At 68.7% G+C, this 23,851-nt stretch carries 20 protein-coding genes and 1 pseudogene; 9 read left to right on the forward strand and 12 right to left on the reverse strand.

Annotated elements, in window-relative coordinates:
• Positions 1-69 precede the first annotated feature (69 nt).
• The 5 genes from JNO44_RS22280 to dnaA all read right to left on the reverse strand — a co-directional run bounded on the left by JNO44_RS22280 (position 70) and on the right by dnaA (position 6,855).
• The gene (locus tag JNO44_RS22280; RefSeq protein ID WP_039634740.1) at positions 70-603 is read right to left on the reverse strand and encodes a DciA family protein; all 534 of its coding nucleotides are present in this window, start codon (positions 601-603) and stop codon (positions 70-72) included.
• A complete protein-coding gene (gene recF / locus JNO44_RS22285) occupies positions 600-1,736 on the reverse strand; it encodes a DNA replication/repair protein RecF (RefSeq protein WP_205365813.1) in 1,137 nt (378 codons plus the stop codon). Before recF ends, JNO44_RS22280 begins: the two co-directional genes overlap by 4 nt.
• Positions 1,737-1,777: 41 nt before the next feature.
• On the reverse strand, positions 1,778-2,656 hold the full coding sequence (gene gnd / locus JNO44_RS22290) for a phosphogluconate dehydrogenase (NAD(+)-dependent, decarboxylating) (RefSeq protein ID WP_039634736.1): 879 nt from the start codon (positions 2,654-2,656) through the stop codon (positions 1,778-1,780).
• Between the two features lie 171 nt (positions 2,657-2,827).
• A complete protein-coding gene (gene dnaN / locus JNO44_RS22295; protein ID WP_039634734.1) occupies positions 2,828-3,958 on the reverse strand; it encodes a DNA polymerase III subunit beta in 1,131 nt (376 codons plus the stop codon).
• A 998-nt stretch (positions 3,959-4,956) separates the two neighbouring features.
• Positions 4,957-6,855, reverse strand: coding sequence for a chromosomal replication initiator protein DnaA (gene dnaA / locus JNO44_RS22300; protein WP_205365814.1), 1,899 nt, complete (start codon positions 6,853-6,855; stop codon positions 4,957-4,959).
• A gap of 375 nt (positions 6,856-7,230) precedes the next feature.
• Between dnaA and rpmH the strand changes: the two genes are divergently transcribed.
• From rpmH to JNO44_RS22345, 9 genes and pseudogenes are all read left to right on the forward strand, one after another.
• Positions 7,231-7,368, forward strand: coding sequence for a 50S ribosomal protein L34 (rpmH, locus tag JNO44_RS22305; RefSeq protein WP_009716483.1), 138 nt, complete (start codon positions 7,231-7,233; stop codon positions 7,366-7,368).
• 24 nt (positions 7,369-7,392) lie between these two features.
• Positions 7,393-7,761 (forward strand): annotated as a pseudogene (gene rnpA / locus JNO44_RS22310) (ribonuclease P protein component); the annotation flags it as partial.
• Between the two features lie 86 nt (positions 7,762-7,847).
• Positions 7,848-8,165: a membrane protein insertion efficiency factor YidD gene (gene yidD, locus JNO44_RS22315; RefSeq protein ID WP_006604423.1), complete on the forward strand. Its 318-nt coding sequence runs from the start codon at positions 7,848-7,850 to the stop codon at positions 8,163-8,165.
• A gap of 3 nt (positions 8,166-8,168) precedes the next feature.
• The gene (gene yidC / locus JNO44_RS22320; protein ID WP_205365815.1) at positions 8,169-9,305 is read left to right on the forward strand and encodes a membrane protein insertase YidC; all 1,137 of its coding nucleotides are present in this window, start codon (positions 8,169-8,171) and stop codon (positions 9,303-9,305) included.
• A gap of 14 nt (positions 9,306-9,319) precedes the next feature.
• Positions 9,320-9,826 carry a Jag family protein gene (locus JNO44_RS22325; RefSeq protein WP_039634723.1) on the forward strand — a complete coding sequence of 169 codons (507 nt, stop codon included), beginning with the start codon at positions 9,320-9,322 and terminating at the stop codon, positions 9,824-9,826.
• Between the two features lie 133 nt (positions 9,827-9,959).
• A complete protein-coding gene (gene rsmG, locus JNO44_RS22330; protein WP_067349216.1) occupies positions 9,960-10,685 on the forward strand; it encodes a 16S rRNA (guanine(527)-N(7))-methyltransferase RsmG in 726 nt (241 codons plus the stop codon).
• Between the two features lie 305 nt (positions 10,686-10,990).
• Positions 10,991-12,061, forward strand: coding sequence for a ParA family protein (locus JNO44_RS22335; RefSeq protein ID WP_205370214.1), 1,071 nt, complete (start codon positions 10,991-10,993; stop codon positions 12,059-12,061).
• Complete coding sequence (locus JNO44_RS22340) at positions 12,058-13,155, forward strand: ParB/RepB/Spo0J family partition protein (RefSeq protein WP_205365816.1); 1,098 nt, start codon at positions 12,058-12,060, stop codon at positions 13,153-13,155. The genes JNO44_RS22335 and JNO44_RS22340 overlap by 4 nt, the downstream gene beginning before the upstream one ends.
• A gap of 308 nt (positions 13,156-13,463) precedes the next feature.
• On the forward strand, positions 13,464-14,081 hold the full coding sequence (locus tag JNO44_RS22345) for a GNAT family N-acetyltransferase (RefSeq protein ID WP_039634717.1): 618 nt from the start codon (positions 13,464-13,466) through the stop codon (positions 14,079-14,081).
• 111 nt (positions 14,082-14,192) lie between these two features.
• Here the strand turns inward: JNO44_RS22345 and trxA are convergent, their stop codons facing one another.
• The 7 genes from trxA to JNO44_RS22380 form a co-directional block, all read right to left on the reverse strand.
• Entirely contained in the window at positions 14,193-14,519 is a 327-nt protein-coding gene (trxA, locus tag JNO44_RS22350) for a thioredoxin (protein ID WP_067349208.1), read from the reverse strand.
• Between the two features lie 49 nt (positions 14,520-14,568).
• Entirely contained in the window at positions 14,569-15,543 is a 975-nt protein-coding gene (gene trxB, locus JNO44_RS22355; protein WP_039634713.1) for a thioredoxin-disulfide reductase, read from the reverse strand.
• 113 nt (positions 15,544-15,656) lie between these two features.
• Complete coding sequence (locus tag JNO44_RS22360) at positions 15,657-16,646, reverse strand: anti-sigma factor family protein (protein ID WP_205365817.1); 990 nt, start codon at positions 16,644-16,646, stop codon at positions 15,657-15,659.
• Entirely contained in the window at positions 16,643-17,338 is a 696-nt protein-coding gene (gene sigM, locus JNO44_RS22365) for an RNA polymerase sigma factor SigM (RefSeq protein ID WP_205365818.1), read from the reverse strand. Before sigM ends, JNO44_RS22360 begins: the two co-directional genes overlap by 4 nt.
• A 186-nt stretch (positions 17,339-17,524) precedes the next feature.
• The gene (locus JNO44_RS22370) at positions 17,525-19,225 is read right to left on the reverse strand and encodes a protein kinase family protein (RefSeq protein ID WP_205365819.1); all 1,701 of its coding nucleotides are present in this window, start codon (positions 19,223-19,225) and stop codon (positions 17,525-17,527) included.
• 107 nt (positions 19,226-19,332) lie between these two features.
• Complete coding sequence (gene murJ, locus JNO44_RS22375; RefSeq protein ID WP_205365820.1) at positions 19,333-21,396, reverse strand: murein biosynthesis integral membrane protein MurJ; 2,064 nt, start codon at positions 21,394-21,396, stop codon at positions 19,333-19,335.
• A 46-nt stretch (positions 21,397-21,442) separates the two neighbouring features.
• Complete coding sequence (locus JNO44_RS22380) at positions 21,443-23,698, reverse strand: DUF6049 family protein (protein WP_205365821.1); 2,256 nt, start codon at positions 23,696-23,698, stop codon at positions 21,443-21,445.
• Positions 23,699-23,851 lie beyond the last annotated feature (153 nt).

The raw sequence follows: 23,851 nt of genomic DNA on the forward strand, positions 1-23,851 counted from the left end.
ACGAGGGGGGCGGTGTTTCACGTGAAACACCGCCCCCCTCGGCACGCGCGCCCGGCCATGCCGTCGCACTCAGCCGTAGGTGTCGCCGGGACCCCGGCTGCCCGGTGCGCGCAACGGTCCGTACCGGCGCCCGGGACCGCCCGGCCCCAGCACCTTGATCATCTTGACCGTGCCATGGCCCAGGTCCTCGTTGAGGCGGGCGACCAGCGTCGGGGCCAGCAGCCGCAGCTGCGTCGCCCATGCCGTCGAGTCGCACTGGACCGTCAGCACACGCGCGTCCTCGTCGTACCGCTGCGGCTCGCAGTGCTGGGCCACCTCGGGCCCCACCAGCTGCGGCCAGCGGCCCATCACCCCGCCGACCGCCGCCGGGGTCTCCCAACCGCGCTCGGTGATCAGGCGGTTGATCGCGGCGCCCAGCGGCAGCGGGTCCCGGCCGTCCGCCCGCGCACCCGAGCGCAGCCCACCACGGCGGGCCTGCTTCTTCTGCTGCGCGGCGGCGCCCCGGGCGCGCGCCTGCTCCTTGGCGGCCACCAGCGCCTGGCGGGCGAGGTCCACACCGGACAGTTCCGGAGTCTTGGGCCGTTCCGGCTGCGGTTCGCTCACCGGTCCACCCGCTCCACCGTGCCGCCGGAGACCGCGTACCGCGCCCCCACCAACACTCCCGGCACATCGTCGTCCACCGCCGCGGTCACCAGCACCTGTTCGCCCGGCGCCACCAGCTCCGCCAGCCGCTCCCGGCGCCGCGCGTCCAGCTCGGCGAAGACATCGTCGAGCACAAGCACCGGCTCGTTGCCCTCCGCGCGCAGCAGCTCGTACGAGGCCAGCCGCAGCGCCAGCGCGTACGACCAGGACTCGCCGTGGCTGGCATAGCCCTTCGCCGGCAGCTGACCGAGCTTCAGCAGCAGGTCGTCCCGGTGCGGCCCGACCAGCGTCACCCCGCGCTCGATCTCGCTCTTGCGGGCCTCGCCCAGCGCCGCCAACAGCGCGCCGTACAGCTCCTCGCGGTTCGTGGCGGCGGCCATCGCCTCGCCCGCGGAACCGCGGTACTCCAACCCCAACGGTCCGCCGCCGGGCGCCAGTTGCTCGTACGCCTTGTCCGCCAGCGGCCGCAGCGTGGCGATCAGGTCGAGCCGCTGGGCCAGGAGTTCGGCACCGGCCCGGGCCAGATGCTGGTCCCAGACGTCCAGCGTCGACAGGTCCATCTGCCGCCCGCCGTGCCGACGGGCCAGCGCCGCCGTCTTCAACAGGGTGTTCCGCTGCTTCAGGACGCGGTCGTAGTCCGCGCGCACGCCGGCCATCCGCGGCACGCGGGCGGTGATCAGCTCGTCGAGGAACCGCCGGCGCTCGCCGGGGTCGCCCTTGACCAGCGCCAGGTCCTCGGGCGCGAACAGCACCGTCCGTACGATCCCCAGCACGTCACGCGGCCTGACCTGCGACGATCTGTTGATCCGGGCGCGGTTGGCCTTGCCCGGGTTGAGTTCGAGCTCCACCAGCTGCTGGCGTTCGCCCTGGACGAGCGCGGCCCGGATGATCGCCCGGTCCGCGCCCATCCGCACCAGCGGCGCGTCCGAGGAGACCCGGTGACTGCCGAGCGTGGCGAGATAGCCGACCGCCTCGACCAGGTTCGTCTTGCCCTGCCCGTTGGGGCCCACGAACGCCGTGACGCCCGGATCGAGCGCGACCTCGACCCGGGCGTACGAGCGGAAGTCGGCAAGCGACAGATGCGATACGTGCATGACTACGCGCCGACCTCCCCCGGCTGCTGAGCTGGTTGTGCTTACTTCTTGGTCTCGACCGCGTGGCCACCGAACTGGTTGCGGAGCGCGGCGATCATCTTCATCTGCGGGGAGTCGTCCTGGCGGGACGCGAAGCGCGCGAAGAGCGACGCCGTGATCGCCGGCAGCGGCACGGCGTTGTCGATCGCGGCCTCGACCGTCCAGCGGCCCTCGCCGGAGTCCTCGGCGTAACCGCGCAGCTTGTTCAGGTGCTCGTCCTCGTCGAGGGCGTTGACCGCGAGGTCCAGCAGCCAGGAGCGGATGACCGTGCCCTCCTGCCAGGAGCGGAAGACCTCGCGGACGTTCTCCACGGAGTCGACCTTCTCCAGCAGCTCCCAGCCCTCGGCGTACGCCTGCATCATCGCGTACTCGATGCCGTTGTGGACCATCTTCGCGAAGTGGCCCGCGCCCACCTTGCCGGCGTGCACGGAGCCGAACTCGCCCTCGGGCTTGAGGGCGTCGAAGATCGGCTGCACCTTGGCGACATGCTCCTTGTCGCCGCCGTACATCAGGGCATAGCCGTTCTCCAGGCCCCAGACGCCACCGGAGACGCCGCAGTCGACGAAGCCGATGCCCTTGGCGGCCAGTTCCTCGGCATGCTTCTCGTCCTCGGTCCAGCGGGAGTTGCCGCCGTCCACCACGAGGTCACCGGGCGAGAGCAGCTCGGCCAGCTCGTCGATCGTCGACTGGGTGGCGGCACCGGCCGGAACCATGACCCAGACCACTCGCGGACCCTGGAGCCTGTCCACAAGCTCCTTCAGGCTGCCCACGTCGGCCAGGTCGGGGTTGCGGTCGTATCCGATGACGGTGTGGCCGGCGCGGCGAATGCGCTCGCGCATGTTGCCGCCCATCTTGCCGAGACCGACGAGACCGAGCTCCATCAGAGACCCTCTTTGCACATAGTGGTTGCTGTTCGTACCCGAGTCCGAGCCTACGCCCGAGACCCTGTGCACAGCTGTGGGCTCAGCCGCTCATCGGGGCCTGTCAACCAGTCGCCGCAAGGGCCCCGGCGGAGAGCCGGGGCCCGGTCGGTACGAAAGCCGTCCGCCGCGTCAGCCCGAGAGGCGGACCGGCATGATCAGGTACTTGTAGGCGTCGTCGGCCTCGGCGTCCTTGGCCGGCCGGCCACTGAGCAGCGCGGGCTTGGTCGAGGTCGTGAACGACAGCTGGGCCACCGGGGAGTCGATCGCCGACAGGCCCTCCAGCAGGAAGCCCGGGTTGAAGGCGATCGAGATGTCGTCGCCGTCCAGGTCGGCGTCGACCCTTTCCACAGCCTGTGCATCGTCGCTGGAGCCGGCCTCCAGGATCAGCACGCCCTGCTCGAAGCTCAGCCGCACCGGGGTGTTCCGCTCGGCGACCAGCGCCACACGCTTGACGGCCTCGACGAAGGGGGCGGTCTCGATCACGGCGACGGAGTTGAACTCGGTCGGGAAGAGCGTCCGGTACTTCGGCAGGTCGCCCTCGAGCAGACGGGTCGTGGTCCGCCGGCCGGCACCCTCGAAACCGATCAGGCCCTCGCCCTGGCCGGAGCCGGACAGGGCCAGCGTCACGGTGTCGCCGCTGCTCAGCGACTTGGCGGTGTCCAGCAGCGTCTTGGCGGGCACCAGGGCGACGGCGGAGGTGTCCGGGCTCTCCGGCTTCCACAGGAACTCGCGGACCGCGAAGCGGTAGCGGTCGGTGGAGGCCAGGGTGACGGTGTCGCCCTCGATCTCGATCCGCACACCGGTGAGCACCGGCAGCGTGTCGTCGCGGCCGGCGGCGATGGCCACCTGGGCGGCGGCCGCCGCGAAGACCTCCGCGGCGACGGTGCCGGTGGCGGTGGGCATCGCCGGCAGGGACGGGTACTCCTCCACAGGCAGGGTGTGGAGGGTGAAGCGGGAGGAGCCGCACACCACGGTCACTCGTACACCGTCGGTGGAAATCTCCACCGGGCGGTTGGGGAGCGCCCGGCAGATGTCGGCGAGCAGTCGGCCGGAGACGAGGACAGTGCCCTCTTCCTCCACATCGGCTTCCACCGAGACCCGTGCGGAGACCTCGTAGTCGAAGCCGGAGAGGCTCAGTGCGCCGTCGTCTGCCTTCAGCAGCAGGCCCGCGAGGACGGGCACCGGCGGACGGGCCGGGAGGCTCTTGGCCGCCCAGGCCACTGCCTCCGCGAGTACATCGCGCTCCACCCGGATCTTCACCGGAAACCGCCTCCTGCTGTTGCTGGCTCTCGCCCTGCTGGCTCTTCGTCGTCGGCTGGGTTGCCGGAGACCAGTCTGACGCACGCCGCCGACAGTCGGTGCGGCTCGGGGTCAAGTCGACTCGACCGGAGCGAAGCGCTCCCGAGCCGAGTTGTGCACAGGGCCCGATTCGAAGCGCATTCCCCGGTTGATATCCGTGGTCGTAGTAGTAGGCCCTGTGGAAACCGTGGACAACTTCCTTTGCGCAGGTCAGCACCGATTTTTTGTCCACCGCGCCTGTGGGTGGCGGCCGTGGATAAGCGGGCTCAGTTGTGGACCGCGCGAAGTTCTGCACACCCCATGCACAGGGCGGGGGCACTTCTCCCCAGTGCCATCCCCAGCTTTACCCACGTTCCCCACAGCCCAACCCACCACCTTGGTGTGACCGCTTTCACTCGGCGTGGTGAGGGGTGGTGTTGCGTTGCCGAACAGTGGACAGCGGTGTGGAGAAGCTGGGGATCGCTGGGGACAACAGCCCCCAACCTGTGGGTTGCCGGTGGACAAGTCATCACCACCCCTGTGGATGAACTCTCTGTCCACAGCCTGTGGATTGCGGTTGGCCACAAATCCACACGCGGTTGACCTTGTCCGATGGTCCGTCAACACCCGGGCCTGTGGATCTCACAGGGATAACTTTCCCCTCCCCAGGCTGTGGACGGAAGATTCTTGCCCAATCTGTGGAGAGAGGCCGTGACCTCGCCGGGAATCGAACAGAACCGGCGCGCTCCACAGGTTTGAGAGGACGGTGGAGGGTGCTCACCCCCCGGCGACCGGCCTGCGACCGCCCCGGAAAGCCCTGGAAGCCGGCCCGCGACAGGCCCACGCCAGGCCCTCGAAGGCCGGCGGACACGCCGTGGAGCGGTTCCGAGCGCCCTCCTGGACCGTGTACGACGAAGGGCGCCCCGGGAGCGGATCCCGGGGCGCCCTGATGGCGGTCGCGGCCGGCGGCGGGCCGCTCGTCAGCCGTTCTTGATGCGGTTGGTCAGCTCGGTGACCTGGTTGTAGATGGAGCGCCGCTCGGCCATCAGCGCGCGGATCTTGCGGTCGGCGTGCATCACGGTCGTGTGGTCGCGCCCGCCGAACTGCGCGCCGATCTTCGGCAGCGAGAGGTCGGTGAGCTCCCGGCACAGGTACATCGCGATCTGGCGGGCCGTCACCAGCACCCGGCTGCGCGAGGAGCCGCACAGGTCGTCCACGGTCAGCCCGAAGTAGTCGGCGGTCGAGGCCATGATCGCGGTCGCGGTGATCTCCGGCGCGGTGTCCTCGCCGCCGGGGATCAGGTCCTTCAGGACGATCTCGGTGAGCCCCAGGTCCACCGGCTGCCGGTTGAGCGACGCGAACGCGGTGACCCGGATGAGCGCGCCCTCCAGCTCGCGGATGTTGCGCGAGATCCGGGACGCGATGAACTCCAGCACCTCCGGCGGCGCGTTCAGCTGCTCCTGCACCGCCTTCTTGCGGAGGATCGCGATCCGGGTCTCCAGCTCAGGCGGCTGGACGTCCGTGATCAGGCCCCACTCGAAGCGGTTGCGCAGCCGGTCCTCCAGGGTGACCAGCTGCTTCGGCGGCCGGTCACTGGAGAGCACGATCTGCTTGTTGGCGTTGTGCAGGGTGTTGAAGGTGTGGAAGAACTCCTCCTGCGTCGACTCCTTGCTCGCCAGGAACTGGATGTCGTCGACGAGCAGGATGTCCATGTCCCGGTAGCGCTTGCGGAACGCGTCCGCCTTGCCGTCCCGGATGGAGTTGATGAACTCGTTGGTGAATTCCTCCGAGCTCACGTACCGCACCCGGGTGCCGGGATAGAGGCTGCGGGCGTAGTGCCCGATGGCGTGCAGCAGGTGGGTCTTGCCCAGACCCGACTCCCCGTAGATGAAGAGCGGGTTGTACGCCTTGGCCGGCGCCTCGGCGACCGCGACCGCCGCCGCGTGCGCGAAGCGGTTGGAGGCGCCGATGACGAAGGTGTCGAAGAGGTACTTCGGGTTCAGCCGCGCGGTCGGTTCGCCGGGGCCGGTCGCCGGCGCGGGCTGCGCGGCGAGCGGGCCGGGGGCGCCACTGGGCGCCGGCGGCGGGGACCCGGGACCGCCAGGCCGGCCGCCGGGACCGGGGGGCGGGAGCTCGGGGAGCTCGCGGCGCTGCTGCTCGTACGGGGAGCGCGGACCGTCCGAGGGGCGTGGCCCGCTGCGGTCGGGCCCCTGCGCCCGGTAGTCGTTCTGGTGCTGCTGGAGGTGGGGCGGCGGCGAGGAGCCGTAGGGCTCGCGCCACTGTTCCGTGGACGTCTCGCGGTCGGGGTAGCCGCCGAGCTGCTGTTGCTGCCAGCCGTACTCCTCGCGGGGGCCGACCAGGTCGGTGCGGGAGTGCTGCGGCCACGCCCCGGGCTCGTGCCGCGGCTGTGGGTAGTCGGGGTATGCGGGGCGGACGGTGGGCAGGTCGTCGGCCTGGTGCCCGTAGCCCTGGCGCGTGTCGTGCCGCCCGTCGTAGCCGTCGTACGCGTCGTGCTGCGCCGGCTGGTGCTGAGAGTGCTGAGGGTGTTGCGAGTGCTGCGGGGCGTGCTGCTGGGGCGGCGCGGGCGGTTGGGGCGCGGGCTCCTCCGAGGAGTCGTCGACGGTGATCGCGATCCGGATCGGCCGTCCGCACTCGTGGCTGAGCGCCTCCCCGATCAGCGGCGCCAGCCGGCCTTCGAGCACGCCCTTGGCGAACTCGTTGGGGACGGCGAGCAGCGCGGTGTCCGCAACCAGCGCCAGCGGCTGGGTCCGCTTGAGCCAGTCCTGGTCCTTGGGCTTGAGGCCGTCGGCCTCGGCCCGCAAGAGGTGATCGAGTACACGTGGCCACACTGCGGCAAGATCGGCAGGTACATCAGCCACAGGGCACGCTCTCTCACAGTCCCACGAATGTGTGATTCTCAGGACGGGCGGGAAGGAAATGGAGTTCAGCCACGGTAGTCAGGGCGGGCCTGGGGATTCAAGTTGTTGTCCACAGGCTGTGCATAGTGTGTCCTGGCGGGGGCTCTCCGCACCGTTCGGGAGCTGGTTTGACCGAATGGCGTAGCCCCGCGTACCGTGACCAGGTCGAGTTGTCGATGGCTGCTGCCGCCTGCCTCCGATGGGCAAAGATCGCGCCCTCGTGATCGTGAAGCGGTGCACTCGGGCGTGGCGAGCTACTCGTGGGCGCACGGTGACAGCCAGTCGACGCCCCACAAATCTGTCTCTCTGAGACAACAAGTTTCCTGGAGCCCCCGAGTGAGCAAGCGCACCTTCCAGCCGAACAACCGCCGCCGCGCGAAGACCCACGGTTTCCGTCTGCGCATGCGGACCCGTGCCGGCCGCGCGATCCTCGCGTCGCGCCGCAGCAAGGGTCGCGGCCGCCTGTCGGCCTGAGCAGCCTGAACCTAGGTCCATGACGTGCTGCCTACCGAACATCGGCTGAGGCGGCGCGAGGACTTCGCGACCGCGGTACGCAGGGGACGCAGGGCCGGGCGCCCGCTCCTCGTCGTGCATTGTCGTAGCGGCGCAACGGACCCGCACGCAGCTGGGGGAAGTGTTCCCCCAGCGCGTGCGGGTTTCGTCGTGAGCAAAGCCGTTGGCGGCGCTGTCGTCCGCACCAAGGTCAAGCGGAGACTCCGCCATCTCGTGCGCGACCGGCTGGACCGGCTGCCCGCCGGTAGCCTGGTTGTCGTACGGGCCCTGCCCGGCGCGGGTGCGGCGGAGTACGACCAACTGGCCCGCGACCTGGACGCCGCTTTGGAGCGGCTGCTGGGAGGGGCGCCGAAAGGCTGCAATCCCACCGGGGCGGTGACCGACGGCGGCCGCGCCGCTGGCCCCGGGAAGCCCGGACGGGACCCGGGAGGGAGCGCACAGTGAAGTACCCGCTGTTGCTTTTGATCAAGATCTATCAGTGGACCATCAGCCCGCTGTTGGGCCCGGTCTGCAAGTACTACCCGTCGTGTTCGCACTATGGCTACACAGCCATCGACCGGCACGGCGCGGTGAAGGGGACTGCGCTGACCGCCTGGCGCATTCTGCGGTGCAACCCGTGGTCGCTCGGTGGCGTCGACCACGTCCCTCCCCGGAAGCGTCCGGTTTGGCATCAGCGGCTGAGGAGCCGTCTGGGCGGGCCCACCGTCCCTGAGCCTGTCGCCCAGCCCGAGACTCAGCCCAACGCCCAAGGAGCCTGATTCGTGGACACGATCCTCAGTCCTCTTTATTACGCAGTTTCCTGGATCATCGTCCAGTTCCACTCGTTCTACAGTTTGATCTTCAACGCGAACAGTGGGGCTGCGTGGGGTCTGTCCATCGTCTCGCTGGTGGTGCTGATCCGTATCTGCCTGATCCCGCTCTTCGTGAAGCAGATCAAGTCGACGCGGAACATGCAGGCGCTCCAGCCGAAGATGAAGGCGATCCAGGAGCGCTACAAGAGCGACAAGCAGCGCCAGTCCGAAGAGATGATGAAGCTCTACAAGGAGTCGGGCACCAACCCGCTCTCGAGCTGTCTCCCGATCCTGGCGCAGTCTCCCTTCTTCATCTCCCTGTACCAGGTCCTCAGCCACATCGCGCAGAACAAGACAGTCGGCTTCATCGACCCGACGCTGCTTGCGAGCGCGCAGAAGGCGCACATCTTCGGTGCGCCGCTCGCGGCGAAGTTCATGGACACCCCCTCGAAGATCGAGGCCCTGGGTGCTTCGGTGACCGACGTCCGCGTGGTCACGGTCATCATGATCATCCTGATGTCTGCGTCGCAGTTCTACACCCAGCGCCAGCTGATGACGAAGAACGTCGACCTGACGGTGAAGACGCCGTTCATGCAGCAGCAGAAGATGCTGATGTACGTCTTCCCGGTCATGTTCGCCGTCTTCGGCATCAACTTCCCCGTCGGTGTCCTCGTCTACTGGCTGACCACCAACGTGTGGACCATGGGCCAGCAGATGTACGTCATCCGCCGCAACCCCACCCCGGGCAGCAAGGCGTTCACCGACCGCCAGGAGCGGCTGCGCGCCCAGGGCAAGCTGGTCGAGAGCCCCGCCGAGATCGCGGCGAAGAAGGCGGCCGAGGACGCGCGCCAGAACCGCCAGCAGCCCAAGCGGCAGACCAAGGCCAAGCGCCAGACCGGTGCCACCGCACCGGCTGGTGCCGCGGGGAACCGCACGCGGGCGACCTCGTCGGCGGGTGCCGACAATGCGTCGGAGGAAAGCACCGCGCAGGACGACAAGGGGAAGGGTGGTACGCCGGCCAAGGGCGGCGCCGCCTCCGGATCCCGTAACACCAAGTCCGGGCAGCGCAAGGGCCAGCAGCGCCCCAAGCACCCGTCCAAGAAGTAAGAAGGAGTCCTTACGTGACGGACACGACCCCTGGCACCAAGGGCGCCGACACCCTGACCCGCCTGGAGCAGGAAGGCGAGATCGCGGCCGACTACCTCGAAGGTCTGCTGGACATCGCGGACCTCGACGGTGACATCGACATGGATGTCGAGGCGGACCGCGCCTCGGTGTCGATCATCGGTGAGACGAACAGCCGTGACCTGCAGAAGCTGGTCGGCCGGGACGGTGAGGTGCTGGAGGCGCTGCAGGAGCTGACGCGGCTCGCGGTACATCGCGAGACCGGCGACCGCAGCCGACTGATGCTGGACATCGCCGGCTTCCGGGCGCAGAAGCGCGAGGAGCTCGCCAAGGTCGGTGCGAGCGCGGCAGAGGAAGCCAAGAGCACCGGTCAGCCGGTGAAGCTGGACCCGATGACGCCGTTCGAGCGCAAGGTCGTGCACGACGCGGTGGCCGCGGCCGGGCTGCGGAGCGAGTCCGAGGGCGAGGAGCCGCAGCGCCGCGTGGTGGTCCTCCCGGCCTGACGCTTCGCGTTCAGTCTTTCTTTGGCCCCGTCTGCTCGCAGGCGGGGCCAAAACTTCTCAGCCTTCTGTGTTATCCCCGGTCGTAACGCCGGGTTCTCGGCAGGAAAAGCAGTCCAGAGGAAGGGCGGTTCCCGTGACGGAGGCATCAGCGGAGCTCCCTCCTGCGCCGAAAGCGGCGCAGGAGGTATTCGGCGAGCGCTTTCCGGAGGCCGTGCGGTACGGCGAGCTGCTCGCTGACGCGGGCGTGCGGCGCGGGCTGATCGGCCCGCGGGAGGTGCCCCGGCTGTGGGAGCGCCACCTGCTGAACTGTGCCGTGCTCTCCGAGGTGGTTCCGGAGGGCGTCTCGGTGTGCGACGTCGGTTCGGGAGCCGGGCTGCCCGGCATTCCGCTGGCGCTGGTGCGCCCGGATCTCAAGATCACGCTTCTTGAGCCGTTGTTGCGCCGGACGAACTTCCTTCAGGAGGTCGTCGAGCTGCTCGGGCTGGACCATGTCACGGTCGTGCGGGGCCGTGCGGAAGAAGTCATGGGCAAGCTTCCGCAGGTGCATGTGGTGACCGCGCGGGCCGTCGCGCCGCTCGACCGGCTGGCCGGCTGGGGGGTGCCGCTGCTGCGTCCCTACGGCGAGATGCTGGCGCTCAAGGGCGACACCGCGGAGGAGGAGCTCAAGGCGGCCCGGGCCGCGCTGAGCAAGCTCGGCGTGGTGGATACGTCGATCGTGCACGTCGGCGAAGGCGTGGTGGATCCGCCGTCGACCGTGGTGCGTGTGGAGGTCGGAGAGAGCCCCGGTGGGGTGCGGTTCGCTGCGAAGCGGGCCAAGGCGGCGCGGACCAGCCGGGCGTCGAGGGGGCGGCGGCGCTGAGAATGCGTTGCGCGACGAATCCGGCCCGATTTCTCCGATTCGGGAGAACCGTCCGCTGAAGAGCGGATAGGGCGAATTCCGCAGGCGCTACAAAAAGCCACAAGACGGAGTGTCGCGACTTAATCGGACGCGGCGCTGGCATCGTGTTTCACGTGAAACGTCGTTCTCTGCTGCAAGGGATCATCGGCCGTGGTCGTGCGGCTGCCGAGCCGCACGACCGGAAACCCACACGGGTCACGAAAGTATCCACAGAGGTGGGTTCATCCACAGGAGAACGGACCTCACTGGTTCGCGATACCGAAAGCATGGCAGGCTCTCACCATTGTGAGCCTGATGTCGAGGAGAGTGAATCCTTGCGGTCCGACGCCAACATCGCGGGACCGATGACCGATCCGGTCCCCGGTCCCCGCAACGAGTCGTTCGGGGACGACGTTTCACGTGAAACGCCGCCCCTGATGGACAACACACCGGCAGGTCGCGCAGCGCAGCTGGCGGTAGGAGCGATGGGCCGCGCAGGCGAGGGGCTGCCCCGCCCTGACGAGACCCGGGTCATCGTGGTCGCCAATCAAAAGGGCGGGGTCGGCAAGACCACCACCACCGTGAACCTTGCGGCTTCGCTGGCCCTGCACGGGGCCCGAGTGCTGGTGATCGACCTGGACCCGCAGGGAAATGCTTCGACGGCCCTGGGGATCGACCATCACGCCGAAGTGCCGTCGATCTATGACGTGCTGGTCGAGAGCAAGCCACTCTCCGACGTCGTACAGCCGGTGGTGGAGGTGGAGGGGCTTTTCTGCGCCCCCGCGACCATCGACCTGGCCGGTGCCGAGATCGAGCTGGTCTCGCTGGTGGCACGCGAAAGCCGGCTGGACCGCGCCATCAAGGCGTACGAACAGCCGCTGGACTACATCCTCATCGACTGTCCGCCCTCGCTCGGTCTGCTGACCGTCAATGCGCTGGTCGCGGGTGCCGAGGTGCTGATCCCCATCCAGTGTGAGTACTACGCGCTGGAGGGCCTGGGCCAGTTGCTGCGGAACGTGGAGCTGGTACGAGGGCACCTCAACCCCAAGCTCCACGTCTCGACGATCCTGCTCACCATGTACGACGGACGTACCCGCCTGGCCTCGCAGGTCGCCGATGAGGTGCGTAGCCACTTCGGCAACGAGGTGCTTCGGACGAGCATCCCCCGTTCTGTCCGCATCTCGGAGGCGCCCAGCTATGGGCAGACGGTGCTCACCTATGACCCGGGATCCAGTGGTGCGCTCTCGTATCTCGAAGCGGCCCGAGAGATTGCGCTGCGGGGAGCTCCGCAGCCCGGGGAGCAGGGCCTGAGTGTGAACTACCAAGCACAGCACAGCATCTCGGAGGGGACTCAGTGAGTGAACGACGTAGAGGGCTGGGCCGCGGGCTCGGTGCGCTGATCCCCGCGGCACCGCAGAGCGCGGATCCGAACGGGCCGGCGGTGGGAAGGGGCACGACGTCGCCGTCGTCCGTACCGGTTCTGGATCCGGACCGAGGAGTCGCGGCCGCTAAGGTGGCCTCGCTGCCGACGCCCGGTGTTTCACGTGAAACGGAAGCACCGGCTGGGACGGAGAACACCGGCAATTTTGCAGAGGTGGCCGGCGCGCACTTCGCCGAGGTGCCGCTGGACGCGATCAGGCCGAACCCCCGCCAGCCGCGGGAGGTGTTCGACGAGGATGCGCTCGCCGAACTGGTCACCTCCATCAAGGAGGTGGGACTGCTCCAGCCGGTGGTGGTCCGCCAGACTGCGCCGGAGCGCTATGAGCTCATCATGGGTGAGCGGCGCTGGAGGGCCTGCCGCGAAGCCGGGCTGGAGAAGATCCCCGCGATTGTGCGGGCCACGGAAGACGAGCGGTTGCTGCTCGACGCGCTTCTGGAGAATCTGCACCGGGCGCAGCTCAATCCGCTGGAAGAGGCCGCTGCCTACGACCAGTTGTTGCAGGATTTCAAGTGCACCCATGACGAGCTGGCCGATCGGATCGGGCGCTCGCGCCCGCAGGTCACCAACACGCTGAGGCTGTTGAAGCTCTCGCCGGCCGTGCAGAAGCGGCTCGCGGCGGGGGTGCTCTCCGCGGGACACGCCCGGGCTCTGCTGTCGGTGGAAGATTCGGAGGAGCAGGACAACCTGGCGCGCCGGATCGTGGCAGAGGGGCTGTCGGTCCGTTCGGTCGAGGAGATCGTGACGCTCATGGGGTCGAGCCCCAAGAGCGCCGGCAAGGCGAAGAAGCCCCGTGCGGGTGCTCGGGTGTCCCCTGCACTCACCGGTCTCGCCTCCCGCCTGTCCGACCGTTTCGAAACCCGGGTGAAGGTCGATCTTGGCCAGAAGAAGGGAAAGATCGTCGTCGAGTTCGCCTCGATGGAAGACCTGGAGCGCATCTTGGGAACGCTTGCTCCGGGCGAGGGTCCCGTTCTGGGGAACACGCCGGCTGACGAGAGCGGCGAAGCAGAGTGAGCTGACGTCTACGGCTCCTGGGCGAGCCGTGTTCCGGAACTGATACCGGAACACGGCTCGCCCTTTGCTTTCTGGCAGTACCCGCGCCCGTAAAGGGTGGATACGATGCGATCGGGTATGGCACGCATCCACATGGAGAAACCTCACATCGAGGAGAGGGCCATGCGATCAGTGAGCCGCACCGGACTGCTGGCAGTGGGCTTCGGGCTCGCAGCCCTCGGAGGGTTCGTTGGTGGTCTGTTCAGAGAGCAGGCGGTGCTGACAGCGCTGCGCGGTGTGGCAGGCGAGGGAAGCGAGGACCTGGTTCCATGGGCCGTCGGCTCGTACCGCTCACGCTGGACAACCTTCCGGATCTCCCCAAGCGCTGTCGCTCCTGTGTCTTCTGGGAGCTCGACCCCGTCAGCGGCGAAGCCGCGGTAAAAGCGGGGCGTCCAGAGCTGGAGAAGGAAGCCTGGATCTCAGCGGTCTTGTTGGAGTGGGGATCCTGCGGGCGCGTTGTCTATGTCGACGATGTGCCGGCTGGTTTCGTCATGTACGCCCCGCCGGCCTATGTACCACGGTCGACGGCCTTTCCCACCAGCCCGGTGTCGCCGGATGCGGTGCAGTTGCTGACGGCGTGGCTGACTCCCGGTTATCAGGGCCAGGGGTTGGGCCGGGTGATGGTGCAGACAGTGGCCAAGGACCTCATTCAGCGTGGCTTCAAGGCCATCGAAGCGTTTGGCGATGCCCGCTGGACCGAGCCGGCGTGTGTGCTGCCCGCCGATCATCTTCTGGCGGTGGGCTTCAAGACCGTTCGCCAGCATCCGCGGTTTCCGCGGTTGCGGCTCGAACTGCGGACCACGATCTCGTGGAAGGAAGATGTGGAACTTGCGTTGGACCGTCTGCTCGGAGCCGTTCAGAAGGAGCCCGCGCTCCGGCCGCTCTGAGCAGCACCGTCCGCGGTGTTTCACGTGAAACATCGTCGTGTGTTTCACGTGAAACAGGCCCGCCCCCACGAAGGGAGCGGGCCTGTTTCACGTGAAACGTGACGGCATGCCTCAGGCGAGGAAGTCCGCGAGGTCCTTCTCGATGGCAGCCTTCGGCTTGGCGCCGACGATGGTCTTCACGACCTCGCCGCCCTGGTAGACGTTCATGGTCGGGATCGACATGACGCCGTACTTGGCGGTGGTCGCCGGGTTCTCGTCGGTGTTCAGCTTGGCGATGACGATCTCGTCGTGCTCGGCGGCAATGGCCTCCAGGGACGGGGCAACCTGACGGCACGGGCCGCACCAGGTGGCCCAGAAGTCTACGAGAACGGGCTTGTCGCTCTTGAGGACGACCTCTTCGAAGTTGTCGTCCGTCACGGTCACCGTGGCGCCGGCCATGGCAATCTCCTTACTGGGTGGGTGGGGTCGGAAAGCTGGGGTGCGCGGGTCAGGCGGAAGCGGTCTTCTCCGGCTCGGCCGTGGCCTCGCCGTCCGAGAGCGCCGCGAGGAACCGCTCGGCGTCGAGGGCGGAGGAGCAGCCCGTGCCGGCAGCGGTGATCGCCTGGCGATAGGTGTGGTCGACGACATCGCCGGCGGCGAAGACGCCCGCCAGGTTCGTCCGGGTGCTGGGCGCATCGACCTTGAGGTAACCCTCGTCGTCGAGGTTCAGCTGGCCCTTGAACAGCTCGGTCCGCGGGTCGTGGCCAATCGCGATGAAGAGGCCGGTGACCGGAAGCTCGGAGGTCTCGCCCGTCTTGACGTTGCGCAGCGTCAGACCGGAGAGCTTGTTCTCGCCGTGGACCTCGGCGACCTCGCTGTCCCACACAAACTTGATCTTCGGGTCGGCGAAGGCGCGCTCCTGCATCGCCTTGCTCGCGCGCAGGGCGTCGCGGCGGTGGACGACCGTGACGGACTTGGCGAAGCGCGAGAGGAAGGTGGCCTCCTCCATCGCGGTGTCGCCACCGCCGATGACGGCGATGTCCTGGTCCTTGAAGAAGAACCCGTCGCAGGTCGCGCACCAGGAGACTCCCCGGCCGGACAGCTCGTCCTCGCGCGGCAGACCGAGCTTGCGGTGCTGGGAGCCGGTGGCGACGATGACCGCCTTGGCACGATGCACGTTGCCCGCGGTGTCGGTGACGGTCTTGATCTCCTCGGTGAGATCGACCGAGACGATGTCGTCCGGCACGAGCTCGGCACCGAAGCGCTCGGCCTGGGCACGCATGTTGTCCATCAGGTCCGGACCCATGATGCCGTCGCGAAAGCCGGGGAAGTTCTCCACGTCGGTGGTGTTCATCAAAGCACCGCCAGCGGTGACGGCGCCTTCGAAGACGAGCGGCTTCAGGGACGCGCGGGCGGTGTAGAGCGCTGCGGTATAGCCCGCGGGCCCGGAGCCGATGATGATCACGTTGCGGACGTCGCTCACGGGTTTCTTCCTTGTCTCTGCCGACGGCTTGCTGGGGTCTCGGAACTCTCACCCCACCCAACGGATCCTAAGGGGCCAGCATTCCCAGAGCGCCATCGCGCACTTGCCGCGGTTCAGTCTCGCCGATACGAGTGGGTCAGCAGAACCTTCCCGGGAGCCGGCGGAGTGGCTGAGACGCACGAGGCAGTGACGACGTAGGCAGAGACGCTCTTCGGGTCGGACGGGTGCGGCAGCACGACCAGGAATGCGTCCGTGCCCTCATAGGTGCTGCGACTCGACGCCAGTGGTTTCTCGGTGCGGCCGATGCCCTGACGCACACACGACGGAACCGTGTCGGACTCGCTTCGGAACGGCGTCTCGGGGGAACTGCGTGTGCCGATCTCCGGCGCCTGGTGCGCCTTTTTCGTAGCGAGCAACTTGTGGACGTCCGTCCCGAGCCTGGCGACGGTCAGGCCGGAGGGGGCTCTTCCTCCGCTCGCAGAGGAGCTGTCCTGCTTGGTGGCCTGGACGCCGCTGGTGCCGGCGCTCTGGATGAGCAGGCCGCCCACTCCGAGTACCGCCGCAGCGGCCGCGGTGCCCAGCAGTACCCGGGGCCACCGCCTAGCGCCGGACGTGCGGCGCCCCGGCGCTTGGCGGCCTGGCCCCGTAGCGTCGCGGCGGCGCCCGGCTGGCGGAGCGGACGTGGCTCCACGGGAAGGCGCCTGCACGCTGGTTTCACGTGAAACGGAGGCCGGTCCGGTCGATGTTTCACGTGAAACTGTGACAGCGCCCGACGATGTTTCACGTGAAACCGCGCTGAGAGAAGGCGATGTTTCACGTGAAACGAGGGGCTCGCCCTCGGCTGTGGTGGAGTCGAGCAGTGCCTCTGCGGCGAGGGCCGCATCGATGCGTTCGGCGACATCGGCCGGCATCCGGGTCGCGCCCGGAAGCGTACCCAGGAGCCCGCGGATCTCCTCCAGAGATGCATGGACGTCCTCGCACAGGGCGCAGCCGGCGAGATGATCCCGCAGATCCGCGGTGCGTGAGGGAGGGAGCAGCCCGTCCGTGAGATCGGAGATCTCGGATACCTCCGGGTGCTCGCCTGCGCCGGTCGTCGACGTCACGCTCGCCCACCTCCGCCCTTCACGGCACCTGTGCCCTTCGGTCCTGCCGTCGGTGGGACGGATGTCCCCTGCGCCCGGTTCCTTCCCCCGCTCGCGGGATTGCTACCCCTGTCATCGCCGCGCAGATGGGTGACCAACGGCAGGAGCCGAGCTCTGCCGCGTGAACAGCGGCTTTTCACCGTTCCGGTCGGGACGTCGAGAATCTCGGCGGCCTCCGCGACGGAGTACCCCTGCATATCGACGAGCACGAGAGCGGCGCGCTGTTCCTCGGGGAGCGTGCGCAGCGCGCTGAGCAGTTCACGGTGCAGGTCCTGGCGCTCTGCCGGGAGTGCTGCGGATTCCTCGGGTTCGAGAAGCTGCTCGAGGCGTTCGGTCTCGGCGACCGGAGAAGTGCGTCGTGAAGCGGCCTTACGGGCCCGGTCAAGGCAGGCATTAACCGTGATGCGGTGCAGCCAGGTGGTCACGGCCGACTGGCCGCGGAAGGAGTGCGCGGCGCGATAGGCGGATACCAGTGCGTCCTGCACGGCATCGGCGGCCTCTTCGCGATCACCGAGGGTCCGTAAGGCCACGGCCCACAGCCGGTCTCGGTGGCGTCGGACGAGCTCCCCGAACGCATCGGGGTCGCCCTTTACGTGCAGCGCGAGGAGATCGGCGTCGGTTGGTGTCGAAGCCTTGTCGCTGTCGGTGGACACGGGCCCCCCGGCCGTAGCTGCCTGATCTCGATCCCATTGAAGCCCGCCGGGTGGCGAAAGTAAATGCTGGGAAAGGCACCTCGCCGGCCGGAAACGATCTCAATGGAGCGAGGGGCGTGGGTACGGGCAATCGGCCTCGCGGCCGACCGCTCTCGTACCCACGCCCCTCGTGGGCTGTATGCCAGCTCAGCTGGTGAAGGAGACCTCGGTCACGCCCTGCTTGAAGCCGGCGCCGCTGTAGGTGTCCGCCGGCGAATTGGGCATCGCGGTGATCCACACGACGACATAGCGCGCCTTCGCCGGCTTCTTCAGCGTGACCTTGGCGGTGCTGCCCGAGGTCTTGGCCGTACCGAGCTCGCGCATGGAACTCAGCGGCTCGGACGGTGAGAAGGAATCGGCGGCGTAGAGCGTCAGCGTGGTGTGGTCACCGATGTAGTGCAGCCCGATGGAAGCGCTGCTTATCTGCTGCTCGGAGCCGAGGTCGTAGATCAGCCCGACGCCCTTTTTGAAGGCCGGGTTGAGATCGGGGCCTTCGCGGTAGCTCTTGCTGCGCCAGTACGTCGAGGGGTCCCCGTCGTAGGTGGCCCGCGCCTGGTCGGGGTGCTGCGGCTGGCCGTCGGGGTAGTACTCGGTGCCGTCCACGATCTTGATCGGCTTGCCGTCGGGCTTCTTGGCGCCGCCGCCGGTGGTCTGCGAGTTCCCTGGCGTGTCGTGGTCGTTCTCCCACTTCAGCAGGGTGTCCGCCAGCTGCCAGCTGCCCAGACCCAGCGCCGCGATCAGCAGTGCGGAGACGGACCACTTCAGCGCCTTGCCGGTGCGGCTCTGGAGCGGGGGCGGCGGCGTGGCGACAGGCTGTGTCGCCTGGGCCGCCTGGCCGTAGGAACCCTGGGGGAAGCCCGCGCGCTGATATGGCGGCGGAGTCGAGAACGCCGTCTCCGGGGGACGGATGCGCGGCATGGCGGCAACCGCTTTGGCCAGTTCCTCCGGCGTGGTGCACGGCGGCTCCTGGCGGGACGCGGTGGCTCCGTCGTTGACCAGGGCCCGCATGGCGAGCTCGGACAGGCCCCGGTGCACGCCGGCGCGGACCTGGTCGGGTGCGATCAGGCCGACGCCCTTGGGCAGGCCGGTGAGGCCGTAGGCGTCGTTCTCGTACGGCCAGCGCTGGGTGAGGGCGGCGTACAGCAGTGCGCCGATCGCCTCGGTGTCCGTGCGCTGCGGGTGTTCGCAGGTGATGCCGCGCAGCGCCGCCATGACCGCGAGGCCGCGGATGCGGTACTGCCCGGACTCCGTGCGCAGCACCGAGCTCGGAGTGAGCCGCAGGTGGGACAGGCCCTCGCGGTGGGCGGCGGCCATGGCCTGGGAGACCTGGCTGACGAGTTGGTAGGCGTCGTGGGGTTCGAGCGGGCCGTTGGCGAGGACCGTGGCCAACTCGGTGGCGTCCGGCAGCCACTCATGGACGACATAGACGAGGTCGTTGTCCTCGACGGCGTCGAGGACCTGGACGAAGCGGGGATCCCCGAGAAGCGCGGAGGCCCGGGCAGCCGAGAGCACCGGACGGGCCCGCGGGTGGTCCGCGGGGAGGACGTGCACCCCGACGGCCCGACGCAGCTTTTCGTCGACGGCGCGCCAGCTGCTGAATCCGTCCAGACGGGTGACGCACTCTTCGAGTCGGTATCGTCTGGCGAGTTTGTGGCCGCTGTGGAGTTCCGGTGGCTTGGGATCGGTTGCCTCGGCGCCCTTTCCTTCGGTGCGCGCGGCGTCCTGTTCCTTGCCGGATACCTTCTCGGCCTGCGCACCGTCGTCCGTGGCCCGACCCGCCTTGGCGGTCAGCGACTCCTCGCCGCTGGTGTCGGCCACGTCGACGGCAGCCGTGCTCCGTTCCGCCACCGTCGTTCCTGCCTCCCCATCCGTTGCAGGCTCAATGAGCCAAGACAATTGTGCCCACAGTCCGCCACTATGCACGACACACGGTGGCAGCCGATGGTTGTGCCCCGTCAGCGTCCCAGCTTGGACCTGACCATGCCCACCAGGGCGTTCAGCTCCTCGATCCGCATTTTTCGGGCGGCGAGGTAGAAGACGGCCAGAAGTGCGGCGGCGCCGCCGATGAGCGCGGCGAGCGAGCCGACGAATCCGGTGCCGAGCGCCTGCATCAGGACGTACACCAGGGCGCCGGAGACGATCGTGGCCGGGATGCTGGCGCCGGCCAGTCGCGCGTAGGTCCGCACCACGTGCGCGGTGTCCAGGTCGCCGTCCATCCGCTTGCTGAGGCGGCGCCAGGCGACGCCGACGCCGATGACGTAGGCAAGGCCGTAGGACGCCGCCATGCCCACCACGGCCCAGCGGGCGGGCAGGACCAGGAAGCAGAGGGCGGAGGCCGCGGCGTTGACGCCGGCGACGATCACCGTGTTGTAGAAGGGGGTGCGGGTGTCCTCGTACGCGTAGAAGGCGCGCAGGACGACGTACTGCACCGAGAACGGGATCAGGCCCACACCGAAGGCCATCAGCATGTAGCCCATCGGGATACCGGCGCCGGACGAGCCGTAGACCAGCGTGCACAGCGGGATGCCGAGGGAGAGGAACCCGAACGAGATCGGGACGATGGCGACGGCCGAGGTGCGCAGACCCTGGGACATGTCGTCCCGGACCGCTCCGGTGTCGCCGTCGTGGGCGGAGCGCGCCAGCCGCGGCAGCAGGGCGGCCATGACGGAGACGGTGATGATCGCCTGCGGCATGTTCCAGATCAGCTGGGCGCTGGCGTAGGAGATGAACCCGGTGCCCGGGTGGCCCTGCCGGTCCGCGGTGTTGCCTGCCCAGGTGGAGAGCTGGGTGACGACCAGGACGCCTGCCTGGTTGGCGAGGACGAACAGCACCGTCCACTTGGCGAGCTTGGCGGCCTTGCCCAGGCCGTGGCCGCGCCAGTCGAACCGGAGCCGCAGCTTGAAGTCGGCGTCGCGCAGGTACGGGATCATCGCCAGCGCCTGGACCACCAGGCCCAGCAGGGTGCCGATGCCGAGCAGCCTGATGCCGTCGTCCGGGATCGTGGTGACGCCGATGTGCGAGGTCTTCGCTGTGCCGTAGACCCAGATGAACAGGCCGAAGGTGGCGATCATGACGATGTTGTTGAGGACCGGGGTCCACATCATCGCGCCGAAGCGGCCGCGGGCGTTGAGGATCTGGCCCATGACGACGTGCAGGCCCATGAAGAAGATCGTGGGCACGCAGTAGCGGGTGAAGGCGACCGCGACTTCGTTGGCCGCCGGGTTGCGGGAGATGTCGAACGAGACCAGTTTCACCAACAGTGGCGCCGCGAACACCGCAAGTATCGTCAGGATGCCCAGCACGACGATGACGAGGGTGAGCAGCCGGTTGGCGTATGCCTCGCCGCCGTCCTCGTCCTCCTTCATCGCGCGGACGAGCTGGGGGACGAAGACGGAGTTCAGACCGCCGCCGATGGTCAGGATGAAGATCATCGTCGGCAGCTGGTAGGCCACCTGCCAGGAGTCACCGAGCACCGCGCCGCCGAGCGCCGCGACGATCAACGCCGAGCGGACGAAGCCGGTCAGACGGGACACCATCGTGCCGGCGGCCATCACGGCGCTGGACTTCAGCAGTCCCGAGGCGCGGCCTCCGGACTGCTTGCCGGCCGCCGCCACCGGGGCGGGCTCCGGCTCGGGCTCCTCGGTGAGCTGCTGAGCCACCGGCTCCGGGCCGGGGGCCATCGTGGGCGCCTGCTGGGTCATGGGGGACGGTGCGGGGTGCGGCGGCTGGTAGGGCTGCTGCTGATCCCGGTAGAGATGCGCGAAGGCGTCCCGCTCGGAGCGATCCTCGGCGCCCTGGGCCATCAGCGCGTCGCCGCCGGCGAACTGCACCGTCGCGTCAGGATCGCCGTGCGCAAGATCGTGGGCCGGTGCCGGTGCCGGTGCCTGGTGCGGATCGTTGCGGTAGGCGTCCTGGACGTAGTGGTCCTGGTCCGTGGGCAACGGCGGCGTCGGAGGGACCGCCCCCGAGGGATCGCCATGGGCGCCCCGGCCGCGGCCACCGTCATACGGCGCATTCATCGCTGCCCCACCTCATCCGTCGCCGGCCCTCCGGCCCCGTCGTCTATCAACGGTCCACTTTCTCACCTGAGCCGGACGGCCCAGACTTCTCAGATCCGGTGTCCGGCGCCGGGTCACTCGGCTGCTCGGGGCCCTCACCGCCCGTGCCGCCGTTGTCGCCGTCCTGGTCTTCGGCGGGGGAACCGCCGTTGTCCTCGCCGTTTTCCTCGTCCTCGGTGTCCTCTGCCGCCGCCCGCTTGCGCTGGAGGTAGATCCGGACGCCGGCGAGCACGAGCAGCAGGACGCCGCCTGCGATGACGAGCATCACAGTCGCGGTGATCTCGGTGACGTTCACCCGGAACGTCATCGGCTCACCGTAGGGCTTGCCGTCCGAGGTGTAGAGCTGGGCGGTCACCCAGGCGAGACCGTTGGCGTTCGCCGTGGTCTCGAACTTGAACGACTGGCTGTGCCCGCCGTCCACCTTGATCTGCTGGGACTTCCCCACGTCCAGGCGGTTGGGCTGCGACGAGGTCAGCCGCAGGGTGAGTCCCTGGACGCCCTGCAGGAGGTTGTTCTGGACCGTCACCGGAATCGTGGCGCTGCGCCCGGAGAGCGTCGCCTCCGACTTCGGGATCAGATGGACCTTCTTGGTCAGGCCGTCGAGGTAGCTGCGGACCGAGGCGCGGAAGGCGGCCGCGCCCTTGGGGTCGCCCCGCCACGATGTGGACATCTCGCGCATTATGGCGCTGCCGAACGGGGTGACCACGCGTTCCGGCTGGGCCAGGACCACTCGGAAGTCGTCCAGCGCGGCCTGCGTGTCCTCGATCTGTCGGAAGGCGTCGGTGGGGAGCTCCTGCTGGCGCAGCAGCGACGGGTACGCGGCCCGGCCGGGGATCTGGCGGTTGGCGTCCGGGTCGGGCTTGGCCTTGGCGGCGTCGCCGAGCTTCGTCGGCTGGGCCCAGCCGGCCGACTCCAGGTTCCGCAGCGCGCCGGCCATCGCCTGCGCCTGGCTGACCGAGGGCATCCGCTGCGGCGCGACGACGATGCTGCGCTGCTGCTCCGGGTTCTCCAGGCCGATCATCTGGGCCTCGGCGAGGAACTCCTGGATCGCCAGGCTGGCGTTCCCGGACTTCGACATGTCGCCTTCGAAGGCCCGGGACAGCTGGGTGTCGGTGACGATGGCGGTGTTGCCGCCGCCGATGGGCCGAGCCGCGGTCGGGGTGTACGACAGGCTGTTGTCCCGGAGGCTGTCGCTGCGGGTGATGACGTTGTGGGCGCCGGCCGAGGTGGCGACATCGATGATCGAGGAGTCGATCGCGCCGTTGACCGGCCATGTGAAGTCGGTTCGCGGCTTCACGCTGAGGATGGTGTCCACGGTCTTCGAGGCGAGCTCGGTGGCCGGGCCGAGGTGGCTGAGTGCACTGGGCACGCTCTTGCCGTGGTGCGCCAGCGAGGCCAGGTCCGGGTCGCCGAACGGCAGGGCGACGACCTCATGGCCCTTCACGGCGTTCTCGAGGTCGTTGAGCCACTGCTTGGCGACGGCCTGGTTCTTGCCCATCGGACCGTCCGGGCCGTGCACGCGGTACGGCTTGGTCATCGCGTCGACGGTCGCGAGCAGGTCGGGGTCGATGACGAAGGTCACCGGGAGGTTCTTGCCGAGCTCGACCATCTTCTGGAGCCGGCCGCCGTCGGCGATCTCCGCGGCGAGGTCGTCGTTCCGGAAGACCGGCGTCTGCTGGGCGTCGGCACCGGTCTCGGCCGTGAGGTGGGTGCTGGAGATCAACGGCCACAGGTAGGTGAGCTGGGTCTTCTTCGCCGGGGCGGCGTCCTGCCAGGGCAGGAAGGTCCGGTCGATGCCGAGGACCTGGTCGTAGGACGAGCCGGGGGCGTGGCCGGAGAGGGTGACCCCGAGCGGATAGACACCGTCGTCGCTGAGGCCGAGGTCCTTGACCGGGACGTTCACGGTGAAGGTCCGGCTGGTGCCCGGGTCCAGCTTGTCGATCTTCTCGGTGTGGTCGCCGATTTCCTTGCCGTCGGCTCCCGGCAGATAGCCGGTGCGCTTGGTCACAGCCTCGATGGAGCTGCGGTCGTTGAGCGCGGCGCCGCGGTGCAGCCCGACGTGGGCGTTGGTGATCGCGCTCTTGCTGTCGTTGGTCAGCGTCCCGGAGACGGTGACGGTGTCGTCCTTGCCGGGAGCGGCCGGCGACATCGCGTTGATCGTCACGTTGACCGGGTGCGAGGCGTCCGAGGCTGCGTCGGCGGCGGAGGCGTGTGGGACCTGCAGCGTTCCTACGAGCAGGGGCACACCGGTGAGCAGCGTCACGGTCCTTCGCAGCCACCGGCCACGCGGCCGTTCAGTCGCCTGGAACCCTGCCGCATCGGCCACGCGCTCGCCCGTCCCTCGTCGTCGTCAGTGGTCGTCGGAATGTGCGTCCACGAATGGTAACGAGGCCCGGCGCGCCGTAGTGCCGGGGAC

Origin of the sequence: Streptomyces noursei, from assembly GCF_016917755.1 — a bacterium.
In the GTDB taxonomy this organism is placed as follows: domain Bacteria; phylum Actinomycetota; class Actinomycetes; order Streptomycetales; family Streptomycetaceae; genus Streptomyces; species Streptomyces yunnanensis.